Below are 16,709 nucleotides of genomic sequence, written 5' to 3' on the forward strand. Positions count from 1 at the left end.
ACTTCTCATCAGAGCTACAAGTCTTCAACTTGGTGTAATCCTCACATAGCAATTTCATGATGCTCGCATTGCGATCAAGCATGCACTCCGATGCTCCTTGTCGTTCATCAATTGGGATGTTTGAAAGAAGAACCCGATTGAGCCTGTTTGCTGAATTAGCTCTATGTGCGTGAAATCCCTCAATTTTCTAAACTCAATTTCCATTTGTTCGGCTAAACAAAGCATAAATCATAGATAATCATAGTATAGTTTCGTAAAACATGCAGTGTGCGGTGCAGCAAAATAATCAAGTGGGTATGTGTACTCTTTTGAGTTAAGTGGGATCTATTGATAGGAGTAATTCTCTACTTAACCCGTAGGGGGTATCTCTCCAGCCGAAATAGTGAAGCGCTTTTGAGTAAAGCAGGAGTATTTATTGGGCTGCACCCGGCGCATTTCTATTTGGCGCCTTGATTTCACTGTTAATCGGCAGGAACAGCCTAATGCAAGTTAGTGTCTTTGGGATTGGCTATGTCGGAGCGGTCTCATCGGCGTGCTTGGCCAATGATGGCCATCATGTCATCGCAGTCGATCCGAACCCTCAGAAAGTGGGCCCTCTCAATGAGGGCATCAGCCCGATTGTCGAACCGGGATTGGGAGAGCTGATACAAAGTGGGATCCGTAGCCGGCGCCTTGTGGCAACCAGCGACGTTCGCGAAGCCGTCAATGGCTCAGATTTATCGTTCGTGTGTGTTGGAACGCCTTCGCGTCCAAACGGATCTCTTGATACCTCCTATGTCAGTGCTGCCGTTGAGCAGATCGGCGCAGCGATCCGAGAGAAGAACTCCTTCCATTCGATTGTCATGCGCTCCACGATCTTGCCGGGCACTATGGAGAGCATCGTTCTTCCTGCTCTTGAGCGTGCTTCCGGCCGCCAGGCTGGTGTGGGCTTCGGCGTTGCCTATTATCCGGAGTTCCTGCGGGAAAGCACTGCCATCAGCGACTACTATGATCCAGGCGCCATCATCTTCGGACGTCATGATCAGGCTACGGTTGACCGGCTGATTGAACTCCACAAGATTTTCAAGGTTGAGCCGAGAGTTGTTTCCATTCGGACTGCCGAAGCTGTGAAGTATACCAACAACGCATGGCATGCTCTGAAAATCAGCTTTGCCAATGAAATCGGCAATATCTGCAAGGAAGCAGGGATTGATGGTCATGCCGTGTTGGACGTGCTCTGCGCCGATACGCGGCTCAACATTTCCAAAGCCTATCTAAAGCCTGGGTTCGCGTTCGGTGGATCCTGCCTACCCAAGGACTTGCGCGCTCTGCGCTTTGCAGCTCGAAAGCTGGATGTTCCAACGCCTATCCTTGACGCGACGATGGACGCCAACGAAGAGCAGCTGCGGCGCGCATACTCGATGGTTGCCGCAACGGGCAAGCGTCGGATTGGCATCATCGGCCTGAGCTTCAAGCCGGAGACCGATGATCTGCGCGAGAGCCCGCTGGTGGAGCTCGCGGAACGCCTTTATGGTCGCGGTTACGACATTCGCATCTATGATCCGAATATTCAGGTCTCTAAGCTTACCGGCGCAAACCTCCAATTCGTAAAAGCACATCTACCTCATCTGACGTCGCTACTGACGGCCGATGTCAACGAGGTCGTCGATCACGCTGAAGTGTTTGTTCTCGGCAATCGTGATGAAGCCAAGCGTCTCCTGAGTGTCGTTCAGGATGACCGGCCTCTTATTGACCTCGTCCGTATCGACCAAACAAGGTGCTCAGGTGACTTCTATCAGGGAATCTGCTGGTAAAGGCAGTATCCGTCTCTCGGATTCGATAGGGGCGCATATCCTCTACGTGGTTGCCGTGGCGGCTTTTGCCGCCGCGCTTCCATCTGAGGCCTATGTCTCTGTCGGAGCCGGGGTGATCGGAGCCATCGGAATATTGGCCATGTGGCGCTACGGGTGGGGCCTGCTGCACTTCATCCGTGCGCTCATCTTCCGGAAGCTGGCCTTTCCGCGGCAGCGAAAGGCTGCCGATGAGGCAGTTAGACACGATCCTCCCAATACGTTTCTTCTTGTAACGACGTTCCGGATCGACAGTGCCGTTACTACGCGCGTTTACAGAGCGGCTTTCGAAGCTGCTTTGGCCGCGCCGGGAAAGACCACGGTGGTTGCATCGATCGTTGAGGCTGGTGATCAGCGGCTCATCAAGAGCCTGTTTCAGGCAATCTGCGGTCAGCAGGACAGGGTGGATCTGGTCATCGTAAGAATTGCGGGAACAGGCAAGCGTGATGCGCTTGCTTACGGGTTCAGGGCCGTCGCCCGACGCGCTCCGGCCGCTGATGATGTTGTTGCCGTGATCGACGGTGACAGCATCGTTCCGCGAGATCTCGTCAAGAAATGCGTCGGCTTCTTCCAGCTCGATTCGAATGTGGGTGCGCTGACGACTGATGAGATGAGCGAGGTCCGCGGCAGTCGCATTTTCCAGGAATGGTACGCTCTGCGGTTCGCGCAGCGGCATACTCTGATGTCCTCCGTAGGCCTGTCTGAACGTGTTCTGACACTAACCGGCCGCATGTCGATGTTCCGCGCAAGCATCGTTTGCGATCCGGAGTTCATCCGCCAGGTGGAACTCGACTATGTCGACCATTGGCGTCTAGGCCGCTTCAAGTTCCTCACCGGTGACGACAAGTCGAGCTGGTTCTGGCTTCTGCGGAACGGCTACAAGATGCTCTATGTACCGGACGTAGTTGTCCTGACGGTAGAGGATCCCCCATCGGAGAACTTCGTCTCGGCTGCGGCCATGCTGATGGTACGGTGGTTCGGCAACATGCTGCGCACGAACTCGAGGGCCCTTGCTCTCGGACCCCGGAAGATCGGATTGTTCACATGGTGGTCTATCCTCGATCAGCGCATGTCGATGTGGACCTCGCTCGTCGGCTTTTTCGTTGCACTTCTCGCCGGGATCTTCATCAGCGGATACGCCCTCCTCCTGTATGCGCTCTGGATTCTGACCACCCGTTACATCCTGACCCTCTCTCTCCTGGCCTCCCGCCAGAGAGTGTCGGTTTTCTATCCCTTCCTTCTCTATTTCAACCAGATCTTCGGATCGCTGATCAAGGTCCACGTGACATTCCGTCTCGACCGTCAGAAGTGGACACGACAGAAGACGACATCTGCGAATGTGGCAAAGCGCCCTCTGATCGCAAGCAACTTCATGTCAGCCTACATGCACAGTGTCGCGCTTATCGCATTCGTATCGGTTTTGGCATGGGGCATGAAGGTCCTTCCGACACCAAATCCCATGTTCTTTCTTCCTTGATGACAGCGGTGCCGCTTGGAGAACGTTTCTATGACGAAAATTACGCATGAGGCCGAGGTCCAGAGGCAGCATCCTCGATACCGCCTTCCTGTAAAATGCATTCACAATGGAGTGCAGCTCGCGGTCGTTGATGTTTCAGTTGGAGGCCTGGGGCTGCGGACCGGATTGCTGGACGCTAGGCCTGGACAGATGCTCGATCTCACGCTTGCCTTCCCGTTCAGCGGTTATGAGCTGACCCTGCCGATCAATGCGGAGGTGCGCTATGTCGCCAGCGAGCACAATAGAATCGGCCTCCGCTTCGTCGACGTCTCTCCGCGTCAGCATAGTCTCCTGCGTTTCATCCTTGATGCCTATCTTGCAGGGGAGGTCGTAGAGGCGGGGGATGTGCTGGATGTTGTCTCCAGGCGCAACGAGGGAAAGACTCGCGAGGTTCCTCTGCGGCCTCAACCTCAAGGGCTCGTAGCCAACCTCGCCCACCATGGCCGAAGCGCTGCAGGCTACATCGGCATCGGCGCGGCGACATTGCTTCTTCTGGGCTTTATCGGAACGAGCCTGTTCGACCGCTTCTACTTGATCCCGGCTCAATCGGCTCAGATCACAGCTGATCTGGTCACAGTGCCAGCTCCATCGAACGGGCAGCTCACCTTCGTAGCCACCGGAGACGAGGTTAAGGCCGGCGAACCACTCCTCACCATCCAAGGAACTCAAGGCAACAGCATCGTTCTCGATAGCCCCTGCAATTGCGTGGTTCAGGCCCGGTACAGCCGGACTACCAACTTTGTTCGTGAGGGTGCACCGATCCTTACTCTGCGGGAGAAGACCAGTCATCCCTATGTTACTGCCAGCATTCCACAAGAACAGGCATTGCGGTTCTATAAAGGGGCAAGCGCCGTAATCGAATATGCTGACGGTGCTCGCGTAAGGGAAGCTAATATTGAGCGCCTGCCATCCTTTGAAGATCCGTCCCTTGCCGGGCGAATGATCGTCAAATTGGCACCTGGTCGTGAACTCGGGGCATCGACGATCGGCCAGCCTGTATCAGTAGTCTTCAACACATTCTCCGGGTCCTCAGTCGGGTCTGCCGTCAACAAAGTGCAAACAGCGGTCAACTGGGCAGGAAACAAGATTGCAGCTATCCTGTCTGGGGACAGCGCGACGGCCCATGCACCAAGAAAGGCCACAGAGCCTCAAAGTGAGAATGGAAGGCGGCTAGCCGGACTCAATTCCGGGGAATGAATGAGTCCGGGCCACTAACCGGAGGACATCACTTGGATTTTCTGGAGATCAACAATGGACAATATTATTCCGGTTCTCATGTGCGGCGGCTCAGGCACCCGTCTATGGCCGATTTCGCGGTCCAGTGAGCCAAAGCAATTTCATGCTCTTTCTGGTAGCGAGAGCCTGTTTCAGCAGACGGTTCAGCGCTTCCGTTCCGAGCAGTATGCCGAACCTCTTATTGTCGTAAACACCAATCATCGCGATCTCGCCTTGCGAGAATTCGGACAGCTGAGCACGGGGGCGGCCCGACTCCTAGTCGAGCCATGCGTTCGCAGTACGGGGCCGGCCATAGCAGCAGCCGCGGCTCTGATCGCGGAAGAGGATCCGGATCGGTTGATGCTTGTCGCCCCGAGCGATCATGTCATCGAGCAGACTGAGGTGTTCACGCAGGCTGTATCGCAAGCCGCGATGGCAGCACGTCAGGGGCAGATTGTTCTCTTCGGCATCCGCCCTACCCATCCAGAGACGGGCTTCGGCTACATCGAGGTCAGTGAGGCTTTCGATGAGGCCAGCTTCAAGGTCGCGGGCTTTGTCGAGAAGCCGAATCGCGTTGCGGCTGAGGCATTGGTGGTTGGCGGGCGACACCTCTGGAACAGCGGTATCTTCATGTTCACCGCACGGACTATTCTTGAGGAACTCGAGCGGTATGCGCCGGACGTCCTAGCCTGCGCCCGTCGGGCTCTTTCGACGGCCCAGCGCGGCAACGACACGATCCGTCTCGCCGCTGATTTCGATACGGCTCCGGTGATCTCGATTGACTACGCTGTCATGGAGCGAAGCGACCGGCTGGTCTGCGTTCCTGTGGCGCCCGAGTGGCGTGACCTTGGCTCATGGTCGGCTCTGTGGGACGTAGGCGGCAAGGACCTCAACGGAAACGTTTCTCGTGGCGACACGCTCCTCCAGGATGTTCGTGATAGCTATGTTCTCGGCAGTTCCAGGCTTGTTGCCGTCATGGGTGTCGAGAAGGTCGTCGTGATCGATACCGCTGATGCTGTTCTCGTAAGCTCCTTGGATCAGGCTCAGAATGTTGGTCGGCTCGCAGCCGAGCTTGCAGCGGCAAAGCGTCCGGAAGCCAACATCCATAAGAGAGTGCGGCGTCCATGGGGCTCTTATGAGTCCCTGCGTGTGGGCGAGGCCTTCCAGGTAAAGCACATCATTGTCGATGTGGCGGGGCGGCTGTCGCTGCAATATCACCATCATCGCTCCGAGCACTGGACGGTCGTATCTGGAACTGCCCGTGTCACGGTCGGTGAGAGGGTCTTCGTCATGAAGGCCAACGAGTCCGTCTACATTCCCAAAGGCGATGTCCATAGGCTGGAAAATATTGGTGACGACGAACTTCACCTGATCGAGGTTCAGTGCGGCACGTATCTCGGCGAAGACGACATCGTGCGTCTGGAGGATCAGTATGACCGCATCGTCACGATCTGACGGTCGACGTCGATTGCGTTTCGCCTTCCTGTTCGTGTCCATGGCGCTGACCTCCAGCGCCATGGCACAGGGCAGCAATGAGATCTCGCGCCTTGCGGAAGAAGCCCGTCAGGCCTTTCTTTCCGCCGAGCAGAACGGCGTCAACCTGAAGCAGAAGGCAGGTTTCTATCAGGTTGCAAGGGCAAGGGTGAAGCTGCTTGAGAAATTTGCCGGCCAGGATATTGCAGGTTCGGCGGAGTTGCGCGAAGGAGCGCGTGCCGAACTCATGCGGCTTGCAGATGATGGGTTGAACCATGACATTCTCAGCGCCTTCCTTCTGCAGTCTTCCCTCGGCGATATCACAAATGCTACATCCGCCGCGGATCGTATAGAGGTCGGTGTATCGCTGCATCAGATTTCTAGTGAACAGAGATCGTCGGCCTACCAGTCTGCCGCTTTCGTGGATCTTGCCCATGCCTATGCCAAGGCAGGCGCTCAGGATCGGGCACTGAGATATGCCTCCCTGGCGATAGAGGCGGCTGATCAGATCCATGAGCAAGGGACGCGAGGGGGAGCCTACGCGGCAGCGGTCCGCGTCGCAGCGGGGCTGGGGCCGCCGGGGATGGATCTGGCCGATCGTGCAGTCACCCGAATTCCTCAATCTCGTGACCGTGCTCATGCGCGGCATGAACTGGCGCGCATTCAGCTCAAGGGCAGTGTTTGGGAGAAGGTCACGGATGTAAAGTTGATGGCAGAGGCTAAGAGGCGCCTGGAGGCAGGTGATCTTCCCGGAAGCACATTCCTGGCGCTCTCACTTGTGGACAGCACAGCAAGAGATGACCTGCTCTCCAGCCTCGTCGAGGCTGCAATTTCCAGGAAAGAGGATAGAGTAGCCCTTGTTGCGGCACAAGGATTTGTCAATCCGAGCAGCCAGGGCAAAGCAATCGGTGCGCTTGTCAGGAGTTATATTGATCGAGGCCTTGCACTCAAAGCCTCAGAAATACTCAACGCCATGCAGGATAGCCCCAGCAAGGTCTCCTTGCAGCTGAAACTTGGCGCAGACCTGAAGCAATCCGGCTATGATGCCATGGCCGATCAGCTCCTGTTCGCAGGCACCCGGCACGTCGATGCTTATGACGAGGCCCTGCAACGCGCCGTTCTTCCCGACGTCGTCCGAGCACTCACACGATCCGGGCGCCTTGACGAAGCGCTGCGTTATGCCGGACGAGTCGGCTCTGACGCAGAGGGAGCATCTGCCCTCGGTGAACTGGTGAGAACGCTGGCGGATCGCGGCCGAGTGCTAGATGCGGAGGCCTTGCTGCCGCGCCTCGTTGATAATGATCATCGCTCGCATGCGCTGAGCGGTATTGCACAGGCGAAGGCGAAGGCTGGAGATACACCCGCTGCCATGCAGGTCATTCCCGAACTCGTCGGGACGGCGGATGTGGGACGTGTTCTCGCGTCCGCTGCTAGCAATCACTCCCGTTCCGGCGATCTCGACAAGGCAATGTCACTGGCTGGAAGCATCCAGGATACAGAATACCGTCTTTCAGCTCTCTCGGAAGTCGCGCGTCAGGCGAGGCAGCAGAACAAAAGCGATGTCAGTGCTCGCGCGCTGAACGATGCCGTCAAGACTGCCGAAGGCCTGGAAGCTGGAGCGCGGGATAAGGCATTCCTGGAGATCATCAGGATTCTGGCAGCGGAAGCGGACAAAGCTCGGGCGAGTGATCTCGTCAGACGCATCGGTGACCATGGCATCCGCACACGCGCCGAACAGTTGATCATTGCAGCTGACGCAAGAGATCTGGTCGGGAAGAGGAGACGGGGTGAAATTCCCGATGCTCTTCTGTTGCGCGGCATCAGGAAAGTGGGCGGTGACGAGAATAAGGCGGAGCTTACGCTTGAACTCGCCACTCTCTCTGAGGGTAGTATCCATGCCGCCGATCTGATCCGGTCCATTCAGGATGAACGGCTTCGGCAGGCGGCCTTCCGGCGCCTCACCGAAGCGCAGGCTGATCGTCTCAGGACACCTTCAGCGGAAGAGCCCGGCATCGGCGGATCCAATGACGTTGAGACGGTCGCATCCGTTGCCGAAGAGCCTGAAGAAACTACCCAGGAGATCCAGACCCGAAGAGGTCTTGCGCTCATCACTGGAGAGGCCGAAAAGTCCATGAGCGCGGTAGGACAGCTCCCTCGTAGCTTCGTAACGGCTGCAGACGTCAGGGCTCGCACGCCATGGCCGATTGGTGCAGTGGTCGGGAGTACCTTTGCAAACCACAACCCCTATATCGCAAAATTCTTCGAGGATGATGAAGGCGGAACCACACGTCTGGAGCGAGCAATCCGGCATCAGGGCCTGTCCTCGCCGAGGATTATCGTGGTTCAAAGCGGTGTCGCGACATTAGGAATGGTTGCTCGCCAGCTACAGGGCACCGACGCACGGGATCTCATCGAATATAGTGCTGACGCTGTGACGGTGCGTGCGCCCATCTTCGTCGCCCCCGGAGCTACGCTCATTCTGTCCCGCTTTGACAGCCCGGTCTATCGGCTCAGCGCGAGCGCCGGCGCCTTCATCGTCAATGCGGGCAATGTCCATATCGTCGATGCCAAGGTCGTCGGATACGATGAGACATCAGGGCAGCCCCTCTGGGCCGCCGCTGACAGATCCACCGAGTTCCGACCGTTCCTCCTCACCTGGGGAGATGGGCGCATGAACGTAGCTTCGTCCACTCTCGTGGCTCTCGGCTATGACAACGCTAAGTCCTTCGGGTTGAGCTATTCGTCAGGACCAGAGCGTGTGGCGGAACTGCGAGACCAGGAACGTCCCACAGGCGCCGTCGTTGACAACCTATTTCACAACCTTCACTTCGGCCTCCACTCCTACGAGGCGGACCGCATCCAAGTCGTCGGCAACGAGTTCCGCGACAGCGTCGTCTATGCTCTGGATCTTCATGACCGCACGAGAGAGGCCATTATTGCCCTCAACACGGTCTATGGCACAAAGCAGCGCCACGGGATCATCATCTCGCGCGAGGTCAGTGATGGGTTGATCGTCGGAAACATGTCATTCGACAACGCCGGGTCAGGGATCGTTCTTGACCGAAACAGCACGAACAATGTCATTCATGCCAACAGCTCCTTCCAGAATGCACAGGATGGGGTGACCGTTTTCGAGAGCTCCTGCAACGTTCTGACCAATAACTATCTTGCGAGCAACAGAAGGGACGGTTTGAAGGTGCGCAACAGTTTTGATGTGGGAGCTTATTCTAACCGCATTGAAGCCAACGCCAATTCCGGTGTCAGCGCCTATATCGCCAACATCGTAGCGCAGAAAGGCGGGGAAGGCCAAAGTATCGATCTTTCCAGATATCTTCCGCTGACCAGCCTCTCTCTCAGGAACAATCGCTTCTCGGCCAATGGAGTTGGCATCAACACCCAGGGCGTGTCGAGCTTGGCGATGTCCTCCAACAGTTTCGTGAAACAATCCCGTCGTCTCCTCGGAGGCGATATCCGCGGGTTGGAAGGTCAGATCCTGCGCCTTACTTCCCAATCGGATGTCGTCGTCGCAAGCACATGCCGTCCGGCGAAGCCCGTTGCATCGTGCCGCCTGCGGGACCAAGGCTTCTTCGAGGGAGGCAGTGAACTGCAGGCCTTCAGCGCTCAGGGAGGATCCGACTGTACCGATGTCAACGGAAGTGTCCAGCATCGGGCCTTCTCCAGCACGCCTCAGGGCACATAGAGGCAGCATGAAACAGGTCCTCATTGTTCTTCTGATGAACATCCTGACGATCGGGTCGTCCTACGCTCAGACCAAAGGGCAAGGTCTCTTTGACGTGGAACTCCGCAGGGCCGCACTGGCACAACCGGCTCTTACCAGTGTGCGCGCGGCTTGCCTTGCCATACCACGTGACCCCGCCTGGAACAGCCTCAGGCCCATCGACAGCCTCAAGGCGACCGAAGGCTATGGGACGGATGGGGCTGGCAATGATTACGCTTGGGCCGTCATGGTGCTCACCGGGCGTGCGCTCGCGGGTGATGCAGCTTCGGAGGCCTCCCTGCGCGATCTTCTGCTGGCCTGGGCTAAGACAAAGGCATTTGAAAACACAGAGATCGATCACGACGCCTATTACGCCTTGAAGCGTGTCCTTCTGCCCACCGTCGTAGCCTATTCCGTCCTGAAGCGCGGGCTGGACGAAGGGCAGAGGCGGGTGCTCGTCGAATGGATCGATCTTCTGGTCCGTAGAACGGATCGAGTTTTCGATGGCGTCGTCGACCGCAACAACCACCGATACCTTGCTGACAGTCTGCTGATGACATGGGGATCTACCGTCAAGGATGAGGCTCTCTACGCAAAAGGGATTGACCGCTATCGCGCAATCCTGGCGGAGGCGCGCCCTGATGGGAGCCTTGCACTGGAGACCAGGCGAGGCGCTCGGGCTCTCTGGTACATGCGCCAATCCCTGGCGAGTCTGACCGTGATGGCGGAGGTGGCCGCCACGCGCGGCACCGATCTCTACGAGCTCCGGGCGGGAGAGGTGAATTTCGACCGCATCGTGTCCTACCTTCTCAACGGCATAGCGGAGCCCAGTGTCGTCATGGCCTACGCGTCCGAGAACTACATCCCCGGCGGAGAAATGGATCCCCGCCGACAGGATCTTGGTTTCATGACCAAGCGCAGCCAGGGACGGCATTACATGGCTTGGACCGAGCCCCTCGTATCGCGGGAACGGGCAGGCCTTGCGACGAAAAGACTGAAGGCAATGTATGTTCGTAGCTTCCGCTCGGATCGGCCGCTTATCGATGAGTTCATCGGCGGCAATGCTACATGCTTTTGGGGACGCTGATGGTTAGAATCAAACCGTTCCTCGCCAGCACTGTCGCACTCCTCGCCCTGCTGTTGTGTCCGGCAGTTCAGGCGCAGGATTCAGTGGGTGCCGATATTAGAGCTCGCTACCGCGCTGCAACGGCGAAGCTGGATGAGTTGAAACAGCGGGCGGATCCCGCCGCCCTCGTCGAGCAGGCACAGCTGCTCCAGGACGGAAGCCCGGTCAGCGAAACCAATCCCCTCAAGGCCCGGCGCCTCGACGAGGCAGAACGCTTGTACGACCAAGCACTTGCAGTGCCGGGAACCCATTGGCCCTCTGCCGCGGTGCGCCGGGCCAAGCTGATGCTATCGCGCGATAAGGATCAGCCTTCGATCCACAAGGCAATGGACTTTCTGCGCCGGGCCGCAGCGATGCAGAACCATGAGGCCGCCTTCCTTCTGGCAGGTCTGATGGAAGCAGGCATTGGGGGAAAGCGCGATCTCGAAGCGGCGAAGAATCTGTACCAGATTGCTCTGCGTTCAGAACACGGTCCCTCGGGCCTTGCGCTTGCTCGCTTGGAGACGGATCCCGCTAAGGCAAACGTGTTCGCAACGCAAGGATTGCGGCTGCTCTTCCAAGAGGCAAGACAAGGATCGGCCGAAGCTGCGAGAGCATTGGCTGATCACTACCGGGCAACGGGTGATGGACCAGAGCGCTTGAGCGTTGCGATCGAATGGTATCAGCGAGCTGTCAAACTTGGTGATGCGGAGGCTGCCTTGCGATTGGGCCGTCTGCGTCTCGATCCGAAGTCGCCTCTGCGCCAGCCGCAGGAGGCCCGAAATGCTTTTGAGAGGGCTGCCGAGCGCGGCTCTGTTGAGGCTGCCATGATCCTTGCAGAGGATCCCTACAATGGCGCTGCTCTCGGCGTTCAGAGCAGTATTGCGGAACTGTGGCTCAACCGAGCCATCGAGACGAAAGCGCCGCGGGCGCTGGTTCTGGCAGCGGAAATCCGAAGCCAGTATGGCGATGAAGGGCGTGCAGCTGCCAAGGGTCTCCTGCATGAGGCGCTGCAGCGGGTTGATGACGATGTGACGGCACTCTTGGCGCTTGGACGTCACGTGCGTGATGGTGTTCTGATCGAACGCGATGTTCCGCTTGCGTTGAAGCTCTTCGACCGAGCCTCAATCAGCGACAACACGATGGCATATTATGAGTTCGCCCGTACCGCGTTGAACCATCAGGATGTAGCAATGGGAGGAGTGCTCCAATCGGCAGTCGATCGACTCAAGATTGCGGCGGAGCGCGGTCACGTGAAGGCATCCGTTGCCATGGGAGACGCATTGCTGCGTGGCCATGGGGTTCCGGAGTCACAAGAATCAGCCATGGGCTGGTACCGCAGAGCAGCTGAGAGCGGATCTCCCGTCGCGTATATTCGTCTTGGTGACGTTTACGCCGGCCGCTCCGCAGGGCTGGAGGCGCCGCGAGCCTTGGAGTGGTACCGCAAAGCCGCAGAAGCCAACAGCGCGATCGGCATGATCCGCCTCGGCAAGATGTTCAATGAGGGCAGGGGCGTGCCGCAGGATCAGGCGCTCGCCGCAACATGGTTCAGCCGCGCAGCGGCGGCGGGCAGCGGTGCAGCCATGGTCGATTTGAGCTCTCTCTACTCACGCGCCGGCGGACCGGGACATTTCAACCTGGCTCGCGATGCGCTCGAGAAAGCAATCCGGGCCGGTGATGCTCGCGCTCCCATTGCCCTGGCGAAGCTCTATCTCGTCCGTGGTGAGCGCACGCTCGCCGAGATGACCCTCAAGAGGTCCGCAGATAGCGGCAGTGCTGAAGCAGCATTGAGTCTGGCGGAGCTCTATCTCTCCGGACAGGCAACGGCAGAGCAGCAGAGCGCCGCGCGCCGGTGGCTCGCCTTCGCGGAGAAATCCATGGCGAAGGATGACGATCAGGCCGGCCAGATTGCATCGATGTATCTGCGGCTGCCTGATGCAGGGTCCATCGAGCACGGCTCTTCTGCACTCGAAGCATTGGTTCGGAAGAACAATGCGGAAGCGATGACGCTGCTGGCGTCCGCGCTTCTGCAGGGAGCTGGCATACAGCGTGATCCTTCGCGGGCGGAAGCTCTGTTCCGCCGTGCCATTCAGCTTGGACATGACGGAGCGCGCTTCATCCTCGCCAAGGCCTATCGCAATGGCGAGGGGCTGCAGCGGGATCCTGCTCGGGCGTTTGCACTCTATCGCGAGATCTACAGCGAGGAACCAGGCGATACGAAGATCCAGATTGCGGTGGGCGATGCTTATGCCCGGGGTGAGGGCGTCGCTTTGGACCGGCGCCTTGCTGCTGAATTCTATGCCCAGGCAGCCCGCCAAGGAGATCCGGACGGACAGGTTCGCCTTGGAACCGCATACCTCTATGGCGCGGGAGTGGATCGCGACAGCCAAAAGTCGGATCATTGGTTTTCCCGGGCGGGTGAAGCCGGAATGATCGAGGCCAAAGTTCAACTTGGCAGCGCTAAACTCTCCGGTCTCGCGGCAACGGTCGATGCGGAGGGAGCTTTCGCCTCCTACCTTCGCGCGGCGGAGGCGGGCTCGCAGCCGGCAATGATCGAAGTGGCGCGTGCGCTGATGAAGGGCTTCGGGACCCTGGCCGATCCTAATCTTGCGAAGATGTGGCTGGAACGCGCTGCTGCTCTCGGCTCACCGGATGCGATGTTCGAGCTCCACCGCTTTTATGACGTCGGGCCCAAACCCAATGCGCGCGAGGCAGAGCGTTGGCTCAGGCAAGCGGCGCAGAGCGGCCATGCCCCTGCCATGTACCGCCTCGCGATGCGTCATCAGCAGGGAGCGTCCGAGCAGGACAAGACAGCCGCTCGTGAGTGGCTTGAGAAGGCCGCACAGGCCGGGCATTCGCAAGCCTCCAAGACGCTTCAGAAGCTGGCCGCTTCTGCAGCAGAGCCGGGGTAAGAGGGTGACGACGTGACGACGGGCGTGAGGCAGCTGGCTTCGGGACAGGTTCAGGCAGAACGGAACGCGACAATGACGATTCTCCACCGCTCCACCACCAGAAAAGTAAGAAGCGGCATGATGCAATCTCTCGCGATTTTTGCCGGGACAGCATTCGCCATTTTCATGCTCCTCGGCGGTTTCGCTGATGCGCAAGTCCTGCCACCTCAGTCGATGGCGCCTACCTCGGATTTCAGCAAGATCTGCTCGCCGGCTCCCAAGCCGTTCCTGACACGCGACTGGAGCAAGTGGGACAAGTCTCAGCCCGTCCTCGATCCTGAGGAAATGTACGATGCGGCCATCGGGTATGCCGAGGGAAGTTCTACTCTCACACGCGACCCTGCCGCGGCGAAACGCCTGCTTGAGGACTTGACCGGCAGGGCCTGGGCAGGACGGGGGCGGGCTCACTTCCGCCTTGGCAAACTGCTTCTCGATCCGATCGCAGGACCTGTCGATCCTGAACGGGCTGCGGCACACCTTGCGACTGCCTCATCCATGTTGAACATGGACGCATCTGTTCTGCTGGCCGATCTTCATGTCCAGGGGCGGGTCGGTGGCGCCAATGCGGCGGAGGCGGAGCGCCTTCTTCGAGCCGCGTCCACAGCAGGTCATGTCGACGGATTGATCGGCTTGGCTCTGCTGCAGCATAGCGGACGTCTTGGCTCGGCGCCTCAGGCGGCAACCAACGATCTCGTCAACCTTGCCCTGCAGACCCTCTACGGCGAGCTGAGCAGGGGGCGGTGCTCCGCGCTCTATCGGATTGGGCTTATCCTCAGTGACGAGAGCCTTGTCCCTGGTGGTGTACCGGAAGCCATAAAGTGGTTTGAGGCCGCCGCTCGACAGGGCGACACCAACGCCGATCTCGCCCTTGCCGAGATCTATCTGCAGGAGCGCGCCAAGGCCGCTCCGGACCGATTCATCCACCACCTTGAGCGGGCTGCAGAAGGCGGAAGACCCCGTGCCATGACTCTGCTGGGCGAGCGCCTCATGCTGGGAGATAAAGCGCCCAAGGATGTCCCAAAGGCCGTCACATGGCTGGAGCGTGCCGGCCTCAATGCCGATCCTGAGGCCTACAAGCTTCTTGCGCGACATTACCGCGGGGAGTTCGGTGCTGCCCAAGACCTGCCGAATGCTGCAGATGCCCTTGCAAAAGCGAGCCGTCTGCCTGGCCACAGCACGAGCATCCTTGTTGGCCTCGCACGGCTCTATGCCATCGGCGTGAATGGCCAACCGGACATCAAGGCAGCGCTGACCTATTATCGTCAGGCTGCGGATCGGGGGGATGTGGGAGCTCTGACCGACATGGCCAAACTTCTGCTGAACCATACGCAGGAGGGACGCCCTGAAGACCCATTGCGGTTGCTTAAGGAGGCGGCAGCCCGCAACCATCCTGAAGCCATGGGCGTCCTCGCGGAGCTGTATGCCTGCAGCACGGTCGTCACTCCCGATGCTTCTCAAGCAAAAGCTTGGTTGGACCGAGCAGCGGAGATGGGCCACGTGCGCAGCATTCTTGCCGTCGCCTCCCGAAAGGCGTCCGATCAGATGTCGGCTCAGAAGAACGCAGCAGCCCTTCTTCGTGCCGCGGAGCGGGACGACCGGGAAAGCATGGTTTTGCTCTCCCATGCTTATCGTTCGGGTCTGGGTGTAAAGCAGGATACCCAGACAGCCGATCGGTGGCGCGATGCCGCGCTTGCACCAGGCGAGGGGCGATCCCGTGCACTGCTCCTCATGGCACGCAGAATCCTGAGCGGTGAGGAGGGAACACGGGATGATAGCGCGGTAAGGACGCTTCTTGAGCAGGCCGCACAGGAAGGTGAGCCGGGCGCTCAGCTGGAGCTCGGACGCCTTCTGATCGCTCAACGTGGCGATAAGGCAGATGTGCTGCGCGGCCTGCGGCTTCTCCGGGTGGCCGCAGGTTCAGGAAATGCTGCGGCCATGTTGATATTGTCCGAGGCTCCGAACGAACTGCTGTCATCGACTGGAAGGACAGCGCAGGAATGGAAGAGAGCGGCTGCAGAGGCAGGCAACCCCCGCGCGGCCATTGCGCTTGCATCGGCGGCGAAGGAAGAGGCGGACGCAGCGCGTTGGCTTTCCCGTGCCGAGGCGCTGCCGGTCTGCGCAACACGGGATATGGTCGAGCTCGCACAAACCTATCACAAAGCAGCTGGCCCTCAGCATGATCAGCGTGCGCGCCACTGGATGGAGAAAGCCTTCAGCAACGTTCGGGATGGTGCAAAGGACCCGTTAGCGTTGTTCCTTGTCGGACGAGCCATGGCCGACGGCGTCGGCGGAATGGCCGATAAAGAGGCGGCTATCACCTACATCAAGCTCGCTGCCGATGCCGGGCGTGTCGATGCGATGCGATATCTGGGACGCGGCTATATATCGGGCCAATTCGGTGAGCGGAACATGCAAGTGGCCGTCGAATGGCTATCGAAGGCTCTGCGCAGCGGCGACGGCAGCGTGGCCGCTGACCTGTCCCGCCTAGCCGCTATCCCCGGTGCCGAGGGAGCTGAAGCGATTGTTATTCTGAAGAATAGCGCGGAGAGCGGCTTTGTGCCTGCAATGCGCGAATATGGCCGCAGCCTGCAACTTGGACTGGGAATGGCCCCACGACCGGATGTCGGTGCCTCCTGGCTGCGCAGAGCGGCAGAGTCAGGTGATATCCCTGCTATGAAGGAGCTCTCACGCGCTTATGCCTCCGGCTATGGCGTCGAACTCTCGGCGCGCTCCAGCACGGAATGGCTGCAGCGCGCCGCACAAGCCGGCGATGCAGAGGCCATGCAGGGACTGAGCCTCGCCATGACTCTCGGTTTTGGAACGGATATTGATCCCATTGCAGCGCAGGAGTGGCTAAAGACAGCCGAAGGGGCAACCCGCAAGTGAGCTGTAATTCGGAACG

At 58.9% G+C, this 16,709-nt stretch carries 8 protein-coding genes; all 8 read left to right on the forward strand.

The window, feature by feature from the left end; genetic code table 11:
• Positions 1 to 482 precede the first annotated feature (482 nt).
• The 8 genes from VB618_RS06055 (at position 483) to VB618_RS06090 (ending at position 16,693) form a co-directional block, all read left to right on the forward strand.
• Positions 483 to 1,793, forward strand: a complete 1,311-nt coding sequence (locus tag VB618_RS06055; protein WP_329795665.1) for a UDP-glucose/GDP-mannose dehydrogenase family protein — start codon at positions 483 to 485, stop codon at positions 1,791 to 1,793.
• Positions 1,765 to 3,306 carry a glycosyltransferase gene (locus VB618_RS06060; protein ID WP_329795666.1) on the forward strand — a complete coding sequence of 514 codons (1,542 nt, stop codon included), beginning with the start codon at positions 1,765 to 1,767 and terminating at the stop codon, positions 3,304 to 3,306. The genes VB618_RS06055 and VB618_RS06060 overlap by 29 nt, the downstream gene beginning before the upstream one ends.
• Positions 3,307 to 3,336: 30 nt before the next feature.
• Positions 3,337 to 4,542 (forward strand): PilZ domain-containing protein, encoded by a 1,206-nt coding sequence (locus tag VB618_RS06065; RefSeq protein WP_329795667.1) that lies wholly within the window; start codon positions 3,337 to 3,339, stop codon positions 4,540 to 4,542.
• A 78-nt stretch (positions 4,543 to 4,620) separates the two neighbouring features.
• Entirely contained in the window at positions 4,621 to 6,015 is a 1,395-nt protein-coding gene (locus VB618_RS06070; protein WP_329795707.1) for a mannose-1-phosphate guanylyltransferase/mannose-6-phosphate isomerase, read from the forward strand.
• Complete coding sequence (locus tag VB618_RS06075; protein ID WP_329795668.1) at positions 5,993 to 9,733, forward strand: right-handed parallel beta-helix repeat-containing protein; 3,741 nt, start codon at positions 5,993 to 5,995, stop codon at positions 9,731 to 9,733. Before VB618_RS06070 ends, VB618_RS06075 begins: the two co-directional genes overlap by 23 nt.
• Positions 9,734 to 9,740: 7 nt before the next feature.
• Positions 9,741 to 10,838: an alginate lyase family protein gene (locus VB618_RS06080; protein ID WP_329795669.1), complete on the forward strand. Its 1,098-nt coding sequence runs from the start codon at positions 9,741 to 9,743 to the stop codon at positions 10,836 to 10,838.
• On the forward strand, positions 10,838 to 13,768 hold the full coding sequence (locus VB618_RS06085; protein ID WP_329795670.1) for an SEL1-like repeat protein: 2,931 nt from the start codon (positions 10,838 to 10,840) through the stop codon (positions 13,766 to 13,768). The genes VB618_RS06080 and VB618_RS06085 overlap by 1 nt, the downstream gene beginning before the upstream one ends.
• Positions 13,769 to 13,840: 72 nt before the next feature.
• Positions 13,841 to 16,693 carry a tetratricopeptide repeat protein gene (locus VB618_RS06090; protein WP_329795671.1) on the forward strand — a complete coding sequence of 951 codons (2,853 nt, stop codon included), beginning with the start codon at positions 13,841 to 13,843 and terminating at the stop codon, positions 16,691 to 16,693.
• The last annotated feature ends 16 nt before the right edge of the window (positions 16,694 to 16,709 follow it).

It is taken from the genome of Microvirga sp. CF3062 (assembly GCF_036314045.1).
Taxonomy (GTDB): domain Bacteria; phylum Pseudomonadota; class Alphaproteobacteria; order Rhizobiales; family Beijerinckiaceae; genus Microvirga.

Excerpts from the sequence above, each read along its gene's own strand:
- VB618_RS06075 (WP_329795668.1), top strand. The coding sequence starts at position 5,993 with ATGACCGCATCGTCACGATCTGACGGTCGACGTCGATTGCGTTTCGCC.
- VB618_RS06085 (WP_329795670.1), top strand. The coding sequence starts at position 10,838 with ATGGTTAGAATCAAACCGTTCCTCGCCAGCACTGTCGCACTCCTCGCC.
- VB618_RS06090 (WP_329795671.1), top strand. The coding sequence starts at position 13,841 with ATGACGATTCTCCACCGCTCCACCACCAGAAAAGTAAGAAGCGGCATG.
- VB618_RS06080 (WP_329795669.1), top strand. The coding sequence starts at position 9,741 with ATGAAACAGGTCCTCATTGTTCTTCTGATGAACATCCTGACGATCGGG.
- VB618_RS06055 (WP_329795665.1), top strand. The coding sequence starts at position 483 with ATGCAAGTTAGTGTCTTTGGGATTGGCTATGTCGGAGCGGTCTCATCG.
- VB618_RS06070 (WP_329795707.1), top strand. The coding sequence starts at position 4,621 with ATGTGCGGCGGCTCAGGCACCCGTCTATGGCCGATTTCGCGGTCCAGT.
- VB618_RS06065 (WP_329795667.1), top strand. The coding sequence starts at position 3,337 with ATGACGAAAATTACGCATGAGGCCGAGGTCCAGAGGCAGCATCCTCGA.